Annotated in this window: 20 protein-coding genes and 1 tRNA gene; 12 read left to right on the top strand and 9 right to left on the bottom strand. The window is 60.2% G+C overall.

The genetic code is table 11. The features are described 5' to 3' along the window. Positions 1-1,262 (bottom strand): acyl-CoA dehydrogenase (locus ABI660_RS18920; protein WP_348070974.1); only part of this gene is annotated, 1,262 nt, incomplete at its 3' end. A gap of 78 nt (positions 1,263-1,340) precedes the next feature. After that, positions 1,341-2,288 carry a DMT family transporter gene (locus ABI660_RS18915; RefSeq protein ID WP_348070972.1) on the bottom strand — a complete coding sequence of 316 codons (948 nt, stop codon included), beginning with the start codon at positions 2,286-2,288 and terminating at the stop codon, positions 1,341-1,343. Between the two features lie 117 nt (positions 2,289-2,405). On the opposite strand from ABI660_RS18915, the gene ABI660_RS18910 reads away from it, so the two are divergent. The 12 genes from ABI660_RS18910 to ABI660_RS18855 all read left to right on the top strand — a co-directional run bounded on the left by ABI660_RS18910 (position 2,406) and on the right by ABI660_RS18855 (position 13,397). Beyond that, positions 2,406-2,837, top strand: a complete 432-nt coding sequence (locus tag ABI660_RS18910; RefSeq protein WP_348070971.1) for a gamma-glutamylcyclotransferase family protein — start codon at positions 2,406-2,408, stop codon at positions 2,835-2,837. A gap of 347 nt (positions 2,838-3,184) precedes the next feature. Continuing rightward, on the top strand, positions 3,185-4,504 hold the full coding sequence (gene aceA, locus ABI660_RS18905; protein WP_348070969.1) for an isocitrate lyase: 1,320 nt from the start codon (positions 3,185-3,187) through the stop codon (positions 4,502-4,504). Between the two features lie 141 nt (positions 4,505-4,645). Next, on the top strand, positions 4,646-4,831 hold the full coding sequence (locus tag ABI660_RS18900; RefSeq protein WP_348070967.1) for a hypothetical protein: 186 nt from the start codon (positions 4,646-4,648) through the stop codon (positions 4,829-4,831). 230 nt (positions 4,832-5,061) lie between these two features. After that, positions 5,062-6,969, top strand: coding sequence for a threonine--tRNA ligase (gene thrS, locus ABI660_RS18895; RefSeq protein ID WP_348070965.1), 1,908 nt, complete (start codon positions 5,062-5,064; stop codon positions 6,967-6,969). Between the two features lie 86 nt (positions 6,970-7,055). After that, positions 7,056-7,673: a translation initiation factor IF-3 gene (gene infC / locus ABI660_RS18890; protein ID WP_348070978.1), complete on the top strand. Its 618-nt coding sequence runs from the start codon at positions 7,056-7,058 to the stop codon at positions 7,671-7,673. A 235-nt stretch (positions 7,674-7,908) separates the two neighbouring features. Beyond that, complete coding sequence (gene rpmI, locus ABI660_RS18885) at positions 7,909-8,112, top strand: 50S ribosomal protein L35 (RefSeq protein WP_077595745.1); 204 nt, start codon at positions 7,909-7,911, stop codon at positions 8,110-8,112. 25 nt (positions 8,113-8,137) lie between these two features. Beyond that, positions 8,138-8,497 carry a 50S ribosomal protein L20 gene (rplT, locus tag ABI660_RS18880; protein ID WP_077595746.1) on the top strand — a complete coding sequence of 120 codons (360 nt, stop codon included), beginning with the start codon at positions 8,138-8,140 and terminating at the stop codon, positions 8,495-8,497. A gap of 143 nt (positions 8,498-8,640) precedes the next feature. Beyond that, positions 8,641-9,693, top strand: coding sequence for a phenylalanine--tRNA ligase subunit alpha (pheS, locus tag ABI660_RS18875; RefSeq protein WP_348070962.1), 1,053 nt, complete (start codon positions 8,641-8,643; stop codon positions 9,691-9,693). Positions 9,694-9,711: 18 nt separating this feature from the next. Then, the gene (pheT, locus tag ABI660_RS18870; protein ID WP_348070960.1) at positions 9,712-12,138 is read left to right on the top strand and encodes a phenylalanine--tRNA ligase subunit beta; all 2,427 of its coding nucleotides are present in this window, start codon (positions 9,712-9,714) and stop codon (positions 12,136-12,138) included. After that, entirely contained in the window at positions 12,135-12,506 is a 372-nt protein-coding gene (locus tag ABI660_RS18865) for an integration host factor subunit alpha (protein WP_348070976.1), read from the top strand. The genes pheT and ABI660_RS18865 overlap by 4 nt, the downstream gene beginning before the upstream one ends. A gap of 279 nt (positions 12,507-12,785) precedes the next feature. Beyond that, positions 12,786-13,283 (top strand): MerR family transcriptional regulator, encoded by a 498-nt coding sequence (locus ABI660_RS18860; protein WP_348070958.1) that lies wholly within the window; start codon positions 12,786-12,788, stop codon positions 13,281-13,283. Positions 13,284-13,320: 37 nt separating this feature from the next. Continuing rightward, positions 13,321-13,397 (top strand) — tRNA-Pro (locus tag ABI660_RS18855). 64 nt (positions 13,398-13,461) lie between these two features. On the opposite strand, the gene ABI660_RS18850 is transcribed toward ABI660_RS18855, so the two are convergent. The 7 genes from ABI660_RS18850 to ABI660_RS18820 form a co-directional block, all read right to left on the bottom strand. Then, positions 13,462-14,445 carry a recombination-associated protein RdgC gene (locus tag ABI660_RS18850; RefSeq protein ID WP_348070956.1) on the bottom strand — a complete coding sequence of 328 codons (984 nt, stop codon included), beginning with the start codon at positions 14,443-14,445 and terminating at the stop codon, positions 13,462-13,464. A 156-nt stretch (positions 14,446-14,601) separates the two neighbouring features. Continuing rightward, entirely contained in the window at positions 14,602-15,147 is a 546-nt protein-coding gene (locus ABI660_RS18845) for an NUDIX hydrolase (protein ID WP_348070954.1), read from the bottom strand. A 65-nt stretch (positions 15,148-15,212) separates the two neighbouring features. Beyond that, a complete protein-coding gene (locus tag ABI660_RS18840; RefSeq protein ID WP_348070952.1) occupies positions 15,213-16,265 on the bottom strand; it encodes a TRAP transporter substrate-binding protein in 1,053 nt (350 codons plus the stop codon). Positions 16,266-16,371: 106 nt separating this feature from the next. Continuing rightward, a complete protein-coding gene (locus ABI660_RS18835; RefSeq protein WP_348070950.1) occupies positions 16,372-17,067 on the bottom strand; it encodes a fumarylacetoacetate hydrolase family protein in 696 nt (231 codons plus the stop codon). After that, positions 17,064-18,131 carry a gentisate 1,2-dioxygenase gene (gene gtdA / locus ABI660_RS18830; RefSeq protein ID WP_348070948.1) on the bottom strand — a complete coding sequence of 356 codons (1,068 nt, stop codon included), beginning with the start codon at positions 18,129-18,131 and terminating at the stop codon, positions 17,064-17,066. The genes ABI660_RS18835 and gtdA overlap by 4 nt, the downstream gene beginning before the upstream one ends. A 25-nt stretch (positions 18,132-18,156) precedes the next feature. After that, positions 18,157-19,518, bottom strand: coding sequence for an FAD-dependent oxidoreductase (locus ABI660_RS18825; protein WP_348070946.1), 1,362 nt, complete (start codon positions 19,516-19,518; stop codon positions 18,157-18,159). 143 nt (positions 19,519-19,661) lie between these two features. Beyond that, a partial coding sequence (locus ABI660_RS18820; RefSeq protein ID WP_348070944.1) for a tripartite tricarboxylate transporter substrate-binding protein occupies positions 19,662-19,933 on the bottom strand: 272 nt, incomplete at its 5' end.

Below are 19,933 nucleotides of genomic sequence, written 5' to 3'. Positions count from 1 at the left end.
GCCAGCAGGTTGGACGGGCCGTTCACGATGCCCTTGCCGCCCAGAATATCCATGGCGTGGTTCACAGAACGGCGCCCCGCTTCCGTCAGGTGCACTTTCAGGATCGCGCTGGCCACGCTGGGCTGCTCGCCCTTGTCGAGAGCCGCCGCCGTATAGCGCCGCGCGGCGTCGGTGGCATACAGTTCGGCGGCCATGCCGGCAATGATGCCTCCGATGGCGTCGAACCTGCCAATGGGCAGGCCGAACTGCTGGCGTACCTGGCCGTAACCCGTCACGACAAAAAGCGAGGCCTGCTGTGTTGCAGCCCCGAGCGCCGGCAGGGAAATGGCACGCCCTGCGGCCAGGCATTCCATCAGCATGCGCCAGCCCTGGCCAACCTTGTCCTCGCCACCGATGATCCATTCCATGGGCACAAACACTTTCTGGCCTTCGATCGGGCCGTTCATGAAGGCGCTGTGCATGGGGTGGTGACGGCGGCCAATCTGCATGCCCGGCTGGGGAACGGGGATCAGCGCGCAGGTGATGCCGAGTTCCCGCTGGTCTTTCGGGCGGCCTTCATCAATCGCCCGAAACGCGAGCCCGACCACGGTGGCCACGGGGGCGAGCGTGATGTAGCGCTTGGAAAAAGTGATGCTGAAGCCACGCACCCGAACGCCGTCGATCTCGCGCTCTGCCAGCACGCCGCGATCGGGCATGGACGCTGCGTCCGAGCCTGCGTAGGGAGAGGTCAGGCCAAAACACGGCAGATCCGTACCGTCGGCCAGGCGGGGCAGGTAGTACTGCTGTTGCGGCTCGGTGCCATAACGCAGCAGCAGCTCGGCCGGCCCCAGCGAGTTGGGCACCATCACCGTGACCGCAGCCGAGACATTGACGGTGGCAATGCGCGTCACCACGGTGGCATGGGCGTAGTGGCTGAACCCCAGGCCGCCCCATTGCGTGGGAATGATCATTCCGAAAAAACGTTTGTCGCGCAGGAACTGCCAGACCTCGGGCGGCAGATCGCGCGCTTCGTCGATGACGAAGTCATCCAGCATGGCGCACAGGGTGTGAACTTCGTTGTTGAGAAACGCCTGCTCGGCCGTGCTGAGCACGCCTGGTCCCATGCTGATCAGCACATCAAAGTCAGGATGGCCGGCGAAGAGCTGGCCTTCAAAGCCAACGGTGCCGGCCTCCAGTGCGGCGCGCTCTGTTTCCCCCATCTGCGGCAGCGCTTTGGAGAAAGGGCCCATGGCAGCGCGTCCCAGCAATTTGGCGAGTCCCATGGACGGTCTCCGGTGTTGATGGTGACCATTCAGTCTAAACCGCGCACCCGGTAGCGCGGTGTAGTCCGCGGCCGGCAATCAATGTGGAGGTACGGCGGCAGACGGCTGTTCGCCACTGCGTTGCGGCAAGGTAGCCAGCAGCACGCCAAGCAGCGCCAGGGCGAACGCGACGACTTGCAAACCGCCCAGTGTTTCGCCAAGAACCCCCACACCTACCGCAGCAGCACTGACAGGCAGCATGACGGTGAAGACGCCTGCCTGGCTGGCCGGCAGGCTCTTCAGGCCCGTCATCCACAGCCACACGGTCCAGACGCTGGCGGCCAGCGCATAAAACAGCAGCAACAGCCAGCTGCCTGGCGTGACGGCGGCAAAGTCAAAGCGCCAGGCCATCCAGAGGCCTGCGGGCGTGACCAGCACGAAACCCCAGAGGTTGATCAGGGCGGTGATGCGTTTGGGGCCGAGCGTGCCGGTGAGCCGTTTGCCAATCACCGCGTAGGCTGCCTCGCAGAACACCGCGCCCAGCAGCAGCAGGTTGCCCATCCAGGCGGATTTTGAAACCAAATCGGCCTCAAGCCCTTGTGTAGTGGGCGCAAGAAGCTCTGTTTTTGATAGCGAAACCAGCGCGATACCCAACACCGCGCAGGCCACTGCAAGCCAGACACGCGCTGTGATGCGCTCGCGCAGAAAAAGCCAGCTCAGCACGGCGACCACCGCAGGAATGGACGCCATGATGACGCCGGCCGCCACTGCGCTGGTCAGGCTCACGCCGAAGAGCATGCAGATGGAAAACAGGAAATTGCCGAGGAACGATTCGAGAAACACCAGCTGCCGCGTCTGCCGCGTCATGGGTGCTTCGTAGGCGGGTTTTTTCAGCCAGTGCAGCATGGCGGTCCCGCCGATGCCAAAGCGCAGCCAGGCCAGCAGGAAGACCGGGAAAACCGCGACCAGCGGTTTGGACAGTGCGACATAACTGCCGACCAGGGACATGCTGAGCGCCAGGCAGGCGTAGGCCACAATGCGATTCATTCAACCGGGTTTTCTGTAAAAGTTCAAAGGCGATGCTGCTGCGCTTTCAGCGACTCAGCCACCGTGCCTTCGCAACAGGATACTTGTGTTCGATGCCCGAAATCATGCCCTACTTTCATGCCTGAACCGACCCCACCTGCCGACACGCACCATGTCTTTGTCTATGGCACCCTGCGCCGCGGCGATGTGCGTGACATCACGCGCATGCATCCCGCGCCGCAGTTTGTCGGCATGGCCAGCGTGGCAGGCACGCTTTATGACCTGGGGTCGTATCCGGGCGTGGTGCTGGGCGGTCCTGGCCGCGTGACTGGCGAGGTTTACGCCATCAGTGCCGAACTGGAAAGCCAGCTTGACGTCATCGAAGAAGTCTGGCCGCAGCAAACCGGGGAGTACAGCAAGCAGCAGGTGAGGGTGCAAGTGCGCGATTCCGGGACGGCGGTTGAAACGCTTGAACTGGATTGCCTGGTTTATGAAATCAACACCGCGCGCACGGCGGGCAAACCTGTCATCGCCAGCGGCGACTGGCATGAACGCCGCCCGCCCCGCTAAAGAGGAAAGAAAGAGGCGAGGCCGCCCCAGCCCTGGTTGTGGCGGTGTGCTGGGTGCTCCGACGCGTCGGCACCGCTATCTCATGATCCGATAATCAATTTCCGTATCATGGAATTTAAAAATGCTGCACTGCGGGAAAATTTCTCAATATAGGAAATTAATTTTTGCATAGTAAAAGATCAGTAAAAGTTCGTTGATTTTATTAGTAATAAATTTTGTCTTATATAAGACATAAGATCTTCACAGGGTCTTGTAGAAGACTTAAAGTGGACACCAGAGCAAACGAGATAAAGCCAAAAACAGTGCCGCGCCGTTTGTCCCATTTTTTCAACCTCTGGAGTGACCCCATGCCACAGACCCTCACCGAACAACTGAGCCGCGAACAGCAGATTTCCGCCCTCGAAAAAGACTGGGCCAGCAACCCCCGCTGGAAAGGCATCAAACGCGGCTACAGCGCCGCCGACGTCGTGCGCCTGCGCGGTTCTTTCCCTATTGAGCACACGCTGGCGCGCCGCGGTGCCGAAAAGCTGTGGGATCTCCTGCACAACGAGCCCTACGTCAATTGCCTGGGCGCGCTCACAGGCGGCCAGGCCATGCAGCAGGTCAAGGCTGGCGTGAAAGCCATCTACCTGTCGGGCTGGCAGGTTGCTGCAGACAACAACAGCTACTCGGCTATGTACCCCGACCAGTCGCTGTATCCGGTGGACTCGGTGCCCAAGGTGGTTGAGACCATCAACAACACCTTCCGCCGCGCTGATGAGATCCAGCACTCCAAAGGCATTGATGCCGGCGACAAGGGCTACGTTGATTACTTCGCGCCCATCGTGGCCGATGCCGAAGCCGGTTTCGGCGGCGTGCTCAATGCCTTCGAACTGATGAAGGCCATGATCAAGTCCGGCGCAGGCGGCGTGCATTGGGAAGATCAGCTCGCATCGGTGAAAAAATGCGGCCACATGGGCGGCAAGGTGCTGCTGCCAACCCGCGAGTCGTGCCAGAAGCTGATCGCAGCCCGCATGGCGGCCGACGTCTGCGGCGTGCCGACCCTGGTGATTGCCCGCACCGATGCTGAAGCGGCTGACCTGCTGACCTCCGATTACGACGAGATCGACAAGCCTTTCCTGACCGGCGAGCGTACGGCTGAAGGTTTCTACAAGACCCGCAAGGGCCTGGACCAGGCCGTGGCCCGTGCCAACGCCTATGCCCACTATGCCGATCTGGTGTGGTGCGAAACCGGCACGCCCGACCTCGACTTCGCCAAGAAGTTCGCCGATGCCGTGCACAAGGTTCACCCCGGCAAGATGCTGGCCTACAACTGCTCGCCATCGTTCAACTGGAAGAAAAACCTCGACGACGCGACCATCGCAAAGTTCCAGCGCGAGCTCGGCGCCATGGGTTACAAATACCAGTTCATCACGCTCGCCGGTATCCACTCCATGTGGTACAACATGTACGACCTGTCGCAGGACTACGTCAAGCGCGGCATGACGGCGTACATCGAGAAGGTGCAGGAGCCCGAATTCGCAGCACGCGACCGCGGCTACACCTTTGTGTCGCACCAGCAAGAAGTGGGCACCGGCTACTTCGACGAAGTCACCACCGCCATCCAGGGCGGCAAGTCCAGCGTGACCGCATTGACCGGCTCGACCGAAGAAGAGCAGTTCCACTGAACTCAGTCCCGAAGGTGACTGCCGCTTGAGGTGGTCCGAAGCCCGGTTGAAGCCATGCAGCTTCGTCCGGGCTTTTTTCTTGGGCATTCGGCTTTTTTCGCGTAGAGTGCGGCTGATTGGGGTTCAACAGCGGGAGAGCACATGTCAGAAGCCACGATGGGATTCAAACGCACGCCGTGCCCGGACTGCAATGGAACGGGCGAACTGCGCATCGACAGCGAAAACATCAACGAGGATTTCGAGGTCGAAAAACAGACGGTCATCACTGAGTGCCCGCGTTGCCTGGGGCTGACCTTTTTGCCACCCGGCTCGCCCGAGCCGGCCTGAGCCCGAAGCTGCCGTAAAATAACGCCATGCAATCAATCAAGCTGGAAACAGGAAGGATCGCGCGGGTTATGACACCGCGAACTACGACCACGCCTCCAGTTTGGAGTCATCTCGGGCGCTAGCCGCATCCCCAGGTGATTTATAGCTACTGAATTAATAGCATACCTCCAGCCTAACCCAGTCAAAGCGCGGCAGTTACCGCGCTTTTTTATTTTTCGAGCCAGACCATCATGATCAAAATTACGCTGCCAGACGCCTCGATCCGTGAATTTCCCGAGCCCGTGACGGTGGCCGAGGTCGCCGCTTCCATTGGCGCCGGTCTGGCAAAAGCCGCGCTGGGCGGCAAGGTCGATGGCAAGGTGGTGGACACCAGCTACCTGATCACTGCCGACAGCCCGCTGGCCATCATCACGGCCAAGGACCCCGAAGGCCTGGACGTGATCCGCCATTCGACAGCTCACTTGCTGGCCTACGCAGTCAAGGAACTGTTCCCGGATGCGCAGGTGACCATAGGGCCGGTGATCGAGAACGGCTTTTTCTACGACTTCTCGTACAAGCGCCCCTTCACGCCGGACGACCTGACGGCCATCGAGAAGAAGATGACCGAACTGGCGTCCAAAGATGAGCCGGTGACTCGCCGCGTTTTGCCGCGCGACGAAGCCGTGGCTTACTTTAAGGAGCTGGGCGAGCACTACAAGGCTGAAATCATTGCCAGCATCCCGGCCAATGAAGACGTGTCGCTGTACCGCGAAGGCAAGTTTGAAGACCTGTGTCGCGGCCCGCACGTGCCCAGTACCGGCAAGCTGAAGTTCTTCAAGCTGATGAAGCTGGCCGGTGCCTACTGGCGCGGCGACCACAACAACGAGATGCTGCAGCGCGTCTACGGCACGGCCTGGGCCACGAAAGACGAACTGCAACAGTACCTGACCATGCTGGAGGAGGCGGAAAAGCGCGACCACCGCAAGCTGGGCCGCGAGCTGGACCTGTTCCACATCGACGACCATGCGCCTGGCCTGGTGTTCTGGCATCCCAAGGGCTGGACGGTGTGGCAGGGCGTCGAGCAGTACATGCGCAAGGTCTACCAGGACAACGGCTACCAGGAGGTCAAGGGGCCACAGGTCATCGACAAGACGCTCTGGGAAAAAACCGGCCATTGGGACAAGTACCGCGACAACATGTTCACGACCGAGTCGGAAAAGCGCGAGTACGCACTCAAACCGATGAACTGCCCCGGCCACATCCTGATCTTCAAGCAGGGCATCAAGAGTTACCGTGACCTGCCACTGCGCTACGGCGAGTTCGGTCAGTGCCACCGCAACGAGCCCTCGGGCGGCCTGCACGGCATCATGCGGGTGCGCGGCTTTACGCAGGACGACGGCCACATTTTCTGCACCGAAGAGCAGATTCTCAAGGAATGCGTCGACTACACGACCCTGCTGCAGAAGGTCTATACCGACTTCGGTTTCAAAAACATCATCTACAAGGTCGCCACTCGTCCGGAGGCGCGCATCGGCTCCGACGAAAGCTGGGACAAGGCCGAACATGCGCTGATGGAGAGCCTGCGTGCTTCCGGTTGTGAATTCGAGATTGCGCCCGGCGACGGCGCGTTTTACGGCCCGAAGATCGAATACACGCTGAAAGACGCGATTGGGCGGCAGTGGCAGTGCGGCACCATGCAGGTCGATTTTTCGATGCCGGAGCGGCTGGATGCGGAATATGTGGGTGAAGACGGTGCCCGGCACCGCCCCGTGATGCTGCATCGGGCCATCGTCGGCAGCCTGGAGCGTTTCATCGGGATTTTGATCGAGGAGCATGCCGGTGCGTTGCCCACCTGGCTCGCTCCGGTGCAGGTTTCGGTGCTCAATATCACCGATGCCCAGGCTGATTACTGTCGTGAAATAGCTAAAAGGCTTCAAAATCAAGGGCTTAGGGTCAACCTCGATCTGCGCAATGAGAAAATTACGTATAAAATACGGGAGCACTCAATGCAAAAGCTGCCTTACATCCTTGTCGTGGGTGACAAAGAGAAGGAAGCCGGCGCGGTTGCCGTGCGCGCCCGGGGTAACAAAGACCTTGGCGTCATGTCGCTCGAAGCCTTCGTCCAGACGATTGCCTCTGACATTACCCAAAAAGCCTGATTGCTGACTTATTGTGAGTCAAATCGGCTATTCGTCTTTGCTGGACGGGCGCAAGCAGCTATAGCTTTTATAGCAAGTTTTATAGGATTACAACCATCGCTACTGAATTTCGTGACCGCCGTCACCGTGAAGAACGCAAGCACCGCTTGAACCGTGAAATCATGGCCCCTGAAGTACGCCTCACAGGGCCGGACAATGAGCCTTTGGGCGTTGTCAGCATCATGGAAGCCCTGCGCCTGGCAGGTGAGGCGGACGTTGATCTTGTTGAAATCTCCCCTACGGCGGTTCCGCCGGTGTGTCGGTTGATGGATTACGGCAAGTTCAAATACGCCGAGCAGAAAAAAGCGGCTGAAGCGAAGTCCAAGCAGAAGGTCATCGAGGTCAAGGAAATCAAGTTCCGGCCCGGTACCGACGATGGTGACTACAACATCAAATTGCGCAACATCAAGCGCTTTTTGGAAGAGGGCGACAAGTGCAAGATCACCTTGCGTTTTCGCGGTCGTGAGATCACGCACCAGGAACTGGGTTTGGCCCTGCTGGCGCGCATCCGTGACGAGTTGGCAGATTTGATAGTGGTGGAGCAGTTTCCCAAGCTCGAAGGCCGGCAGATGGTCATGATGATCGCGCCGGGCAAGAAGAAGGTGGCCGCCAAGCCCGCCGCGGCGCCTGCAGAGGCAGCGCCAGTAGCACCGACAAGCGCCTGAGTCGCTTGTCGAAAAGTGAGTTCAGCCTGACGGTGTAAAACCACCGGCAGGCTTTTTCAGGGGGTGCGAAGGCACCTCCAGGACGGCAGATAAAACTGCTGTCCAAAAAGCGGGAGCGTCAAAGTTCTCGCTGCAGGTGGCAAGGTAAAACTTGCTGCTTACAAGTGGCTCGGGGCCATCAAGTCTGCGTAAGGTTCGCAGCGCCTCACGAGCACAAATGAAAAGGAGCATTTAAATGCCCAAAATGAAGACCAAGAGCAGCGCGAAGAAACGTTTTCGCGTTCGTCCGGGTGGTACCGTCAAGCGCGGCCAAGCCTTCAAACGTCACATCCTGACCAAGAAGACCACCAAAAACAAACGCCACCTGCGTGGTGCGGTTGCTGTTCATGAGACCAATATGGGTCACATGGCACAGATGCTGCCCGGCATGGGCATTTAATTAACGACGAACAAGGAGTACTCACATGCCTCGCGTCAAACGTGGTGTAACGGCTCGCGCCCGCCACAAAAAAGTTTTAGCCCTTGCAAAAGGTTTCCGCGGCCGCCGCGGCAACGTCTATCGCATCGCCAAAGAAGCGGTGATGAAGGCCGGGCAATATGCCTACCGTGATCGCCGCACGAAAAAACGTGTGTTCCGCCAGCTGTGGATTGCGCGTATCAACGCCGCCAGCCGCTCATTTGGCATGACATACAGCCAGTTCGCCAACGGCCTGAAAAAAGCCGGCATCGAGATCGACCGCAAGGTCCTCTCCGACATGGCGATTCACGACAGCGCTGCTTTTGGCGCTATCGTGGAGCAGGTCAAGGCCAAGCTTGCTGCCTGATTTTTGAGGGGCAATCAGCTATTGAATTGATAGCTGGTCGCGCACAAAAGACGAGGGCTGGAGCTTGAAAAGGCTCTAGCCCTTTTTCTTTGCCCAAGCTGCAGGGAAGGTAGCTGGGCGGTTTCGCTATTTACAAGAAATTTATGAACGAACTTGATGCCCTGGTGGATTCGGCGACAACCAGTTTTGCCCAGGCTGTCACACCAGCCGATCTGGAAAACGCCAAAGCGCAGTTTCTCGGAAAATCTGGCCGCGTTACCGAGCTGATGAAGGGCCTGGCCGCGTTGCCCGTGGAAGAGAAAAAATCTCGCGGCGCTGCCATTAACCTGACCAAGCAAGCCATCGAAGCCGCGCTGACAGCGCGCCGCCAGGCGCTGGCCGACGCTGAATTGCAGGCGCAGCTCAAGGCCGAGGCGCTGGACGTTTCATTGCCGGGCCGCCAGCGGTCTGCCGGCGGCCTGCACCCGGTGTCGCTGACGCTAGAACGCATCGAGGCAATTTTCGGATCCATGGGCTTCGACGTGGCCGAGGGCCCCGAGATTGAAACCGACTGGTTCAACTTCACTGCGCTGAACACGCCCGAAGACCATCCTGCGCGTTCCATGCACGACACGTTTTACGTGGAAGGCGGCACCGCGGCCGCCCCCAATTTGTTGCGCACGCACACCAGCCCGATGCAGATCCGCTATGCGGTGCAGCATGTCAAGAAACACCGCGCGCTGATTGACGCCGGCGGCGTGATGCCGGAAATCCGCGTGATCGCGCCGGGTCGCACTTACCGCGTGGACAGTGATGCCACGCACTCGCCGATGTTTCACCAGTGCGAGGGGCTCTGGGTGGGCCAGAACGTCAGCTTCAAGGATCTGAAGGTCGTGTTCACCGACTTCTGCCGCACCTTCTTCGAAAGCGATGACCTGGTGCTGCGCTTTCGTCCCAGCTTCTTCCCGTTCACCGAGCCCAGCGCCGAGATCGATATCCAGTTCCAGACCGGTCCGTTGGCGGGCCGCTGGCTGGAAGTAGCCGGTTCCGGCCAGGTGCACCCGACCGTGGTGCGCAATATGGGGCTGGACCCCGAGCACTACATCGGTTTTGCATTCGGCATGGGGCCGGATCGCCTGACCATGCTGCGTTATGGCGTCAACGATTTGCGCCTGTTCTTTGACGGCGACCTGCGCTTTCTCTCGCAATTCCAGTAATCATCGGATCCCAAAAAAATGCAATTCCCAGAATCCTGGTTGCGCGAGTTCTGCAATCCGCCCCTGAGCACCGAACAACTGGCCGAAACACTGACCATGGCCGGGTTGGAGGTGGAAGACCTCAAGCCTGTCGCACCACCCTTCAGCAAGATTGTGGTTGGCGAGATCAAAGAGGCGGTGCAGCACCCTGACGCCGATCGCCTGCGCGTCTGCCAGGTTGATGTGGGGCAGGGCGCACTGCTCAATATCGTCTGCGGCGCACCCAATGCGCGCGTCGGCATCAAGGTACCCTGCGCGCTGGTCGGTGCCGAGCTACCGCCCGGCGACGACGGCAAACCTTTCCTCATCAAGGTTGGCAAGCTGCGCGGCGTGGAAAGCCAGGGCATGCTGTGTTCGGCCCGTGAACTCAAATTGTCCGAAGACCATGGTGGACTGCTCGAACTGGCTTCAGATGCTCTCCCCGGCCAGAACATTCGCGAGCATCTGAAGCTTGACGACACCCTGTTCACGCTCAAACTCACGCCCAACCTTGCGCATTGCCTGAGTGTGTACGGTATTGCCCGTGAAGTGGCCGCGCTGACCGGCGCCCCCCTGGTCGTACCCTCATTTCCTCCCGTGGCTACTGCCACCGCAGACAAGCTCGCGGTCAAAATCAGTGCGCCTGATCTGTGTGGCCGCTTTTCAGGCCGCATTGTGCGCAACGTCAATACCCAGGCCACCACACCTTCCTGGATGGTGGACCGTCTTGCGCGTTGCGGTCAGCGCAGTGTCACCGCGCTGGTTGATATTTCGAACTATGTGATGTTCGAATTGGGCCGGCCTTCCCATATTTTCGATCTTGACAAGATTCATGGCGGACTCGACGTGCGTTGGGGCAAGGCGGGCGAGCAACTCAAATTGCTCAATGGCAGCACGGTGACGGTGGATGAAAAAGTAGGCGTGATTGCCGATGACAGCCAGGTCGAATCGCTGGCCGGCATCATGGGTGGCGATGCGACGGCCGTGTCTGATGAGACGAAAAATGTCTATGTCGAGGCCGCTTTCTGGTGGCCCAAGGCAATTGCCGGGCGCTCACGCCGCTACAACTTTTCAACCGATGCTGGACACCGTTTCGAACGTGGTGTCGATCCCGGCCTGACGGTTGAGCACATTGAGCGCATCACACAACTGATCATCGACATCTGCGGTACACCCGACACGGTGTGCGGGCCGATGGACGACCTGCAGGCCAGCCTGCCGGTCAACGCTCCGGTGACGCTGAGGGTAGCGCGGGCCGCCAAGGTCATCGGCATGCCTTTGACGCAGGCGCAGTGTTCCGGTGCGCTCCGTCGTCTGGGGTTGCCTGTCACGGAAGGTGAGGGCACGCTGACGGTGATACCGCCCAGTTATCGCTTTGACCTGCAAATCGAGGAGGATCTGATCGAGGAAGTGGTGCGCATGGTGGGTTACCAGCAGCTGCCCACTACACCACCGCTGGCGCCCATCACCTCGCGCATACGCCCCGAAGCCAGGCGCAGCCCCTTTGCCGTGCGCCGCGCGCTGGCTGCGCTGGGCTACCAGGAAACCATCAATTTCAGTTTTGTCGAAGAGCGCTGGGAGCATGAGCTCGCTGGCAACCCTAACCCCATCAAGTTGCTGAACCCGATTGCCAGCCAGCTGAGCGTGATGCGCTCGTCCCTGCTCGGCTCGCTGCTGCAGGTACTCAAGTTCAACCTGGATCGCAAGGCCGGCCGGGTCAATGTATTTGAACTCGGGCGGGTCTTTCTGCGTGATGCACGCAGCCAGAACAGCGACACCACCGTTGCTGGGTTTGCCCAACCCATGCGGGTGGCCGGCCTGGCTTATGGGCCGCGCGAGACCCTGCAGTGGGGGACCTCCGACAAGGGCGTTGATTTCTTCGACGTCAAGGGCGACGTGCAGGCTTTGCTGGCGCCCTTGCAGCCCGTGTTTGCGCCTGCAGCCCATCCGGCCATGCATCCGGGACGCTGTGCCAACGTGACCCTGGACGGTGTGGAAATCGGCTTTGTCGGCGAGCTGCATCCGCAGTGGCGTCAAGGCTACGAGCTGGCGCAGGCGCCCATTGTTTTCGAACTGGCGCTCGATGCCGTGTTGCAGCGGCCGGTACCCAGTTTCCAGCCGGTGAGCAAGCTCCAGCCCGTTGAACGGGACATTGCCGTCATTGTTGCCGAAGCAGTGACGCATTCGGCGCTGATGGCCGCGATCGAGGGTGCGGACACGCGCGGCCTGCTCAAATCGGCCACGCTGTTCGATATCTACCGTCCGCAGCAGGCCAATGCTGTGATGCAGCTTGGCGAAAAAAGCCTGGCCGTGCGCTTGGTGCTTGGCAGCGACGACGCTACACTGACCGACGAGCAGATTGAGGCGGCGATCAAGGCCGTGCTTGAAAATCTTGGTAGTAGCCTGAAGGCGCGTTTGCGTGCCTGAGGTTTGAGGCCACAAGAACAATGAACAGCGAGGAGCGCGTCGTGGAATTTTCCGTTGAAAGTCTTGAGAGCCCTGCACTGACCAAGGCTCATCTCGCGGAGCTCCTGTTCGAACAGATCGGCCTGAACAAGCGTGAATCCAAGGACATGATTGACGCCTTCTTCGATCTGATTTCCGACAGCCTGGTCGACGGCAACGATGTGAAAATTTCCGGTTTCGGCAATTTCCAGATTCGCACCAAGGCGCCGCGTCCAGGGCGAAACCCGCGCACCGGCGAGTCCATTCCCATTCAGGCGCGTCGTGTGGTGACTTTTCACGCCAGCCACAAACTCAAAGAGCAAATTCAGGGGCTGACCGGTCCTGCTTGAAAAGGCAGGGCAGGAGAGAGCTCGGGGGGTTAGCACAAGTTTCGCGCTTTTAACTGCCGTTCAGGGGCTGGTCGGCCCCGCTTCCTGCTTCCCCGGCAAGCCCTACAAGCTACGTCCCGCATAGGGTTTGTCCCTGGTCAGCTTTGTTGCTGGGTTGGCGGCTTTCACGGTACCGCTTGCGACCTAAACAACACATCGCATTTAGTTGTTTGTAACTATTTGCGCTAAGTTTGGACTTAGAGTAGATTTGTAGCTTCACCTCATAGCGCATTGATTTAATTGGAGAAAACTCTCCCACCCATCCCCGCCAAGCGCTACTTCACGATCGGTGAAGTCAGCGATTTATGCGGCGTCAAACCTCATGTGCTCCGTTATTGGGAGCAAGAGTTCACGCAGCTGCGCCCGATGAAAAGGCGTGGTAATCGCCGCTACTACCAGCATCACGAGGTGTTGATGATCCGGCGGATACGCGATTTGCTGTATGACCAGGGGTTCACCATCAGCGGAGCACGCAACAAACTGCAGGAGATTGTGCAGACCGAGCGTGACAAGCGCCGCAATGGCGAGGTGATGCTTGAAGGTGTCGACATGGTGGAAGCCGGTGATTCCGTCATGGGCGACTCCATCCTCGATGATTTTGGCGACTCGGTGGATTTCGAAGACAGTGCGCCCGACATGGTGGCCCCCTTGCCCGACGGGAATGCAGCCCAGCAACGGCTGCAGCTGCTGCGCCGGGAATTGTTCGAAATTCGTGATTTGCTCAGTTCCACTTACTGAGATAGCTCGCATTGGCACGTTATAATTCGACCTTCGACGGTGTGTGGCGCAGCCTGGTAGCGCACTTGCATGGGGTGCAAGGGGTCGAAGGTTCGAATCCTTTCACACCGACCATTTATTTCAGTGTTGACTGAGCAAAAAGATCCGCTTAATGCGGATCTTTTTTTGCCGGTACTTTTTACGCGTCAGCGAGTTCGGTGGCCGGTTTTGCGGTTTCCGGTGTGGGAGAGAGTCCATCGGCGGAGAGTTCGCCACCCAGCGCCTCCAGAAGATCCGGAATCAGGGCCGAGAGCTCTCCCGTGACGATGGCAGCGTCGGCATCGAAGCCGTCATCATCCTTGCCCTTGTCCTGCACGCCATCGAGCACAACATCCAGCAGTTTGAGTTTTCTTACCTGCGCCGCATCGGTGAGGACAAAGGATACCCGGTCGTTCCAGGTCATGGCCAGTTGCGTGGGTACCTTGCCGGCCGCGATATGTTCGGCAACTTCGTCGATCTCCAGCGTGTGGCGTGAATAGCGGACGGTTGATTTCTGGTCGTCGGGCATCTTGAGTTCGCAGTCACGGTCCACGGTGAACCCGACCGGTGCCTCACGGCTGGCCAGCCAGTGCGCCATGGCAACCGCGGCCGACATCGTGGTCTGTACCGGTCTCGCCAGGAGTCCTGGACCAGACCCCGGCATTTCACTCAATACCTCCACCAGCTGGCTCAACACCTTGTCGGCACCTGTCAGGCTGACGGAATCCACCACCAGGAACTTGTTGACCGGGTCAATCCACAAGGTCGTCGAGGAGCGTTTGGTGAAGGCGCGCGGCAGCAGGTCGAGGATGGCTTCTTCCTTGAACTCCTTCTTGATCTTCGCTCCCACGCGTTCATGACCGGTTTCCTGCTTGTACTGTTCGATGCGTTGCTCGACAGCGTCCTTGACCGCCGAGGCGGGCAGTGGCCGGCGTTCGGTGCAAAGCCGCAAGATGAGTTGCTGGCCAATACTCTCGGCCAGCACTGTGCTTTTGTTGCCGCGTGGCGCGACCCAGCCACTGGATTCCGGCTGTGTTGCGCCGCAGGGCACGAATCGGCTGGCCTGAAGGGCCTCTTCAAGTGCATCCAGTGGGGGCAGGGTGAAGTTGTCGGCGATACGGAAGAAGGAAGCAGCTTTGAACATGAAATCCACGGAGGTGAGGGGGCAGAGGGAGGGCGGCGTAGTTGCCGGTCATGGAGGCGCGGTGGGCGCAGCTGGATGCAGAAATTCTAAGTGACATACCGGCCAAAAGCCGCACTTGCTTACCTTGCTGCCTAGGCTGCGGGCTTCACCGCGCACTCATGCGATGTCGATCACATGAATACCATAAGTGCCTTTGCGACGGTCGGAGAAATAGCAGGCCAGGGTTTCCTTCACGGTTTTGAAGGCCAGCTCGTCCCAGGGAATTTCCGCCTCGGTAAACAGCCTGGCTTCTATCGTTTCATGCCCTGGATTGAATGTATCGCTGAGCAAGCGGGCACGGTAGTAAAGGTGAACCTGGCCGACACGCTCGACGTTCATCACGCTGAAAAGGTCTTCCATTTCAAACTGCGCACCGGCTTCCTCGTCCGTCTCGCGCGCGGCCCCCTGCGAGGTGGTTTCATCAAGCTCCATAAAGCCTGCGGGTAGCGTCCACTTGCCCCATCGCGGCTCAATGTTGCGCTTGCACAGCAACACCCTGTCGCCCCAATGCGGCACGGTGCCGACCACATTGAGCGGGTTTTCGTAGTGGATGGTGCCGCAGGCGGGGCACACGGCGCGTTCCCGTAGGTCGCCGTCGTCCGGCAGCCTGTAGAGCACGGCGGTACCGCAGTTTTTGCAATGTTTGATGGGGCTGCGGTGCATTGAAGACAGTGTAATTTGAAAGCAAAAAGGCTCCCTCGGGAGCCTTTTGTGCTTGGTGCCTATGCTCAGGCTTTGGTGGTTTTGGTGTGTTTTTCGATCAGGCTGCGTGCGGTGTCCAGCATTTTCTTGCCGTCGAAGCCACGCTTGTTCATGTCCTCCACCCATTCGACTTCCACGGTACGCGATTTACGGCGGAATTCCTGCGCTTCGACCGGGCTGACGGTATAGATCGTGTTGCCGCGGTCGCTGGCGGTTTTACGGCCCGAGACGTCGTTGCCCTGTTGAACTTTGCCCAGCCAGGCGGAGGTGGCCATGCCGGAATTGTTGTCTATGACTTTTTTCAGGTCGGGGGCCAGCGAGTTGTACTTGGCCTTGTTCATGGCCATCACGAAGGTCGTGGTGTACAGGCTGCCACCCGCCGGGTCGAACTCTGCATGGAATTTGGTGAGTTCGTTGACCTTGACCGAAGGCACGACTTCCCAGGGAATCACGCAACCATTGATGGTGCCTTTGCTCAACGCGTCGGTGATGGACGGCAGAGGCATGCCGACCGGGATGGCACCGAGCATACCCATCAACTTGGTGACCTGGCGAGTGGGCGCGCGCATTTTGAGGCCACGCATGTCGGCGATGGACCGGACCGGCTTGTCCACGGTGTGGATCACACCAGGGCCATGGACGTGAAGCGCGAGAACCTGGGTGTCCTTGAACTCGTCCGGAGCCATGGTCTGCACGTATTCCCAGTAGGCCTTGGAGGTGGCCTCGGCATTGGACATCATGAACGGCAGTTCAAACGCCTCGATGCGCGGGAAGCGGCCCGCTGTATTGCCCGGCAGGGTCCACACGATGTCCACGACCCCATCTTTGGCTTGGTCGTACAGCTGCACGGGTGTGCCGCCCAGTTGCATGGCCGGGTAGGCCTCGAACTTGATGCGGCCGCCGGACTCTTTTTCGACCTTTTCCATCCAGGGTTTGTGCATGCCCAGCCAGACATTCGATGCCGGGGACATGAAGGTGTGGAACTTCAGGGTGACAACCTGCTGGGCCAGGCTGGCGAGGGCGGGCGCGCCCAGCGCAGCCGCTGCGCCGGTTTTGAGAAGGGTACGTCGCTGAATCATGTGGGGTCTCCGGTGTGTGTGCTTGGAAAGTAATGCACGATGAACTGTTTGGGAACCGGTAATAGCCCTGATGAAAGGGCACTCGCCTGCGAACCGGGGAGCGGGTTCAGGCCACTTTCACCGTCAGGGTACCCAGGCCCTTGACTTCACTGACCATGGTGTCACCCGACACCACGGCGGCCACGCCTTCCGGTGTGCCTGTGTAAATCAGGTCGCCCGGTTGCAGCTCCCAGGCCGCCGACAGGTGTTCGATGGTCTCGGCAATGTTCCAGATGAGCTTGGAGACATGGCTGCGCTGGCGGTCCTTGCCATTGACCTGTAGATACAGCTCGGCGTTCGCCACATCGCCGGCCTGTGCTGCCGGGGTGATGGGGCCGATGGGCGCTGAGTGGTCATACGCCTTGCCGATGCACCAGGGGCGGCCCTGCTTTTTCATTTCCCCCTGAAGGTCGCGGCGCGTCATGTCCAGTCCCACGGCGTATCCGTAAATGTGTTTGTGGGCATCAGCGGCTTTGATGTCCTTGCCGCCCTTGCCAATCGCCACCACGAGCTCGATTTCATGGTGCAGGTTTTTGGTCAGGCTGGGGTAGGGAATGGTGCCGGTCTGGCCGGCCTCCACCACCACCACCGCATCAGCAGGTTTCAGAAAGAAAAAGGGCGGCTCGCGGCCGGTGAACCCCATTTCCTTGGCATGTTCTTCGTAGTTGCGTCCCACGCAATAGACGCGGTGAACGGGAAAGCGCTCGCTTGTGCCGACAACCGGTACGGAAACTGTTGCGGGTGGGGTGAAAACAAAACTCATGACAACCTCTCTTCTCTGTGTATGCCTAGTGCCTGGTGCACGGGGCGGTCTGAAAAACTGAACAGCACACAGCCTTGCGCAGAACGCAGGCTGGCCGTGTGCCACGACGGAATCACAAAATGGTCGCGTGGACCGAACTCAAAAACCTGTTGCTGGCCGGCTTCCCCGACCAGCACGCTACCGTGGCCTTCGACAACGCTGAACACCGCGCCATCGGTCTGTCGCCAGGGCTGACCGGTAAAGCCGGGCGGCAGACGCTGCATGAAAGTGCCCATGGTAGGCATCGGCCAACCGCCGCTTGCCGGGTTCACGTAACGCAACTTGACGCCGTCCCAGGCGTCAACAGGCGCCTGCTGCTCAAGCGTGTGCAGGGCTTCACGTGTGCGTTCGTAAGGGTAGCTGAAGATGGGCGACGTCTGGCCAAACGGCGCGTCGTAACGCATCGGCAGCATGTTGGCCCCGTAGCGCTGGTAGCTGGTGCCTTCGGCTCGGGTGACAGGCTGCGAACGTTCGGTGTGGTTCTCGGCGAAGCCTGCGTCGAAAAAACGCAGCATGGGAATGTCCAGGCCATCGAGCCAGACCACCGGCTCGCCGCCTTCCAGCGCGCTCCGGTTGCCGTGGTCGTGCCAGGTCCAGCTCGGCGTGATGATGAAGTCGCCGGGCGCCATGGTGGTGCGCTCGCCATCGACGGCGGTGTAGGCGCCGCGTCCTTCCACTACAAATCGCAGGGCGCTTTGGGTATGACGGTGGCTGGGCGCGACTTCGCCCGGCAGGATCAGTTGCAGGCCGGCATAGAGCGACTGCGTGATGCAGGACTGGCCCGGCAGCGCCGGATTTTCCAGGATGAGCACGCGGCGCACCGCTTCTTCGGCGGTGATCAGCTCACCGGCCTGCGTCAGGTAGGGGTGCACCCTGTCCCAGGCCCAGAATGCCGGCACGCAGGCCGTGGCAGGCTGCTGGGGCACCAGAGCGTGCAACACTTCCCACAAGGGCGTCATGTGCTGCGCACGGATGGCTTCGTAAAAGTCCTTGCGCGCGCTATCGGGCGGTGGGGTCATGTCCATGGGCCGTACTCCTGGTTGTGAGGTTTCAGCGGTCCAGATAGACGCCGTCATTGCGCAAGTGCTGCTGCAGGCGGGCGACGTCCATGGCGGCAAAGGCTGCGCCTTCATCGAGCAGGGCGGCGGCGGTGCCTGCTGCCTGGCCCATCACAAAGCAGCCTCCGCTGGCGCGCGCTGCCGACTGGCCTTCGTGCGTCATCGATGCGCAGCGTCCTGCCACCAGCAGGTTGTTCACTGCGGGTGCTACCAGCATGCGCCAGGGCAGGTCGTTGTACGCCCTGCGCTCGTCACGCGGAAACCCCCAGCTGATGGCGCCATCGACATGCATTTCCATGGGCCAGGCGTTGATGCCGATCACGTCATCGAAGCGGGCCGAGGACAGGATGTCTTCGCCACTGAGCGCATAGGCGCCGCAGATGCGCCGCGTTTCGCGGATGCCGACCTGGGGCGCAATATCGACAATGGCGGAGGTCTCAAATCCCGGCACCTCGTTCTTGAGGAAGCGGAAGTATTCGGTGATCTGCCGGCGGCCTTCCATTTCGCCCTCGCTGAGCTGGCGCGCGTCGGTCGCGTCCATGGCGTTGCCATCGGCATTGCGGATTTGCGTGACATTGGCGCGCCATTCCGCGGGATTTTTCTGGGGGCGAAGTATGGCGCCCTTGCGCGGGAACTGGTAGCGCCCGGGATGGCGAGCCTCGCTTTGTTCCATCAGCTCGTTGATGGCCTTGAAGTCGCCGACGGCCGCGAGCGCCGGCTCCGCATCGACGTGGCCGACACGAAACATGGTGGACGGGAACAGGGCACTGCCGTGTCCGTCGCCGAGCTCAAAAGGCACGCCGGCAAAATGGGCCACGTCGGCATCGCCCGAGCAATCGATGAAGCGCTTGGCCCGGATGGCCTGGCGTCCGGACTTGGTTTCGACCACCAGGGCTTCGATCGCCGGGCCGTTCATCACGACCGAGGCCGCCCAGGCGTGAAAAAGAATCTGCACGCCAGCGGCCAGCAACAGCTGGTCGGCGGCGCATTTGTAGGCCGACACATCGTAGGAGCGAACCCGTATGCGTCCCTGCATGCCATCTTGCGGGTGGTTCAAGCCGCCCAGCGCATCAATACGTGCCAGCAGCTCATCCACCACACCGTGCACCAGCTGCAGCATCTCGCCGTCCTTGCGGCCGTAGAGGCCCGCAAAGTTGGTGACACCGCCGGCCGTGCCCATGCCGCCCAGAAAGCCGTAACGCTCCACCAGCAAGGTGCGCGCACCATGGCGCGCCGCACTGACGCTCGCCGCCAGTCCGGCCGGCCCGCCACCGATCACGACCACATCGAATTCACCATACACCGGCAGCGTGCGTGCCGGTTCGGTAACGGTTTTAAAGTTGGATGAGATCATGGCAGGTCAGTGAGCTACACACCGCGACCATGCGGTCTCTTCAGTCAAGCACGGGCCGCGGGTCCGGCTTTGCCGGCCCGCAGGCGCAGCGGCCCCCTCGGGGGGCAGGGCGCTACACGCAGTGAGCAACCGTGGGGGCATTCTCAGTCAATCTTGATGCCACGTATCGCAATGATGCCGCCCATGATGGAGGTTTCATTGCGGATACGGCTGGTCAGGCCTTCGGGTGCAGTGCCCACGGCTTGCCAACCCTGGTTGAACAGTTTCTGGCGGGTGTCGGCGTCGCGGATGATGCGGGGCACTTCCTGGGCGAGGCGGGTCTGCGCCGCCTTGGACAATCTGGCCGGGCCGACCAGCGCCGTCCACACTTCCAGGTTGAAGTTGCGCACTTCCGCTTCGGCCAGCGACGGGATTT

The organism is Polaromonas sp. (assembly GCF_039930745.1).
GTDB lineage: Bacteria > Pseudomonadota > Gammaproteobacteria > Burkholderiales > Burkholderiaceae_C > Polaromonas.
Note: the sequence above shows the minus strand (reverse complement) of the source record. Positions and strands in the feature narration are given on the sequence as shown.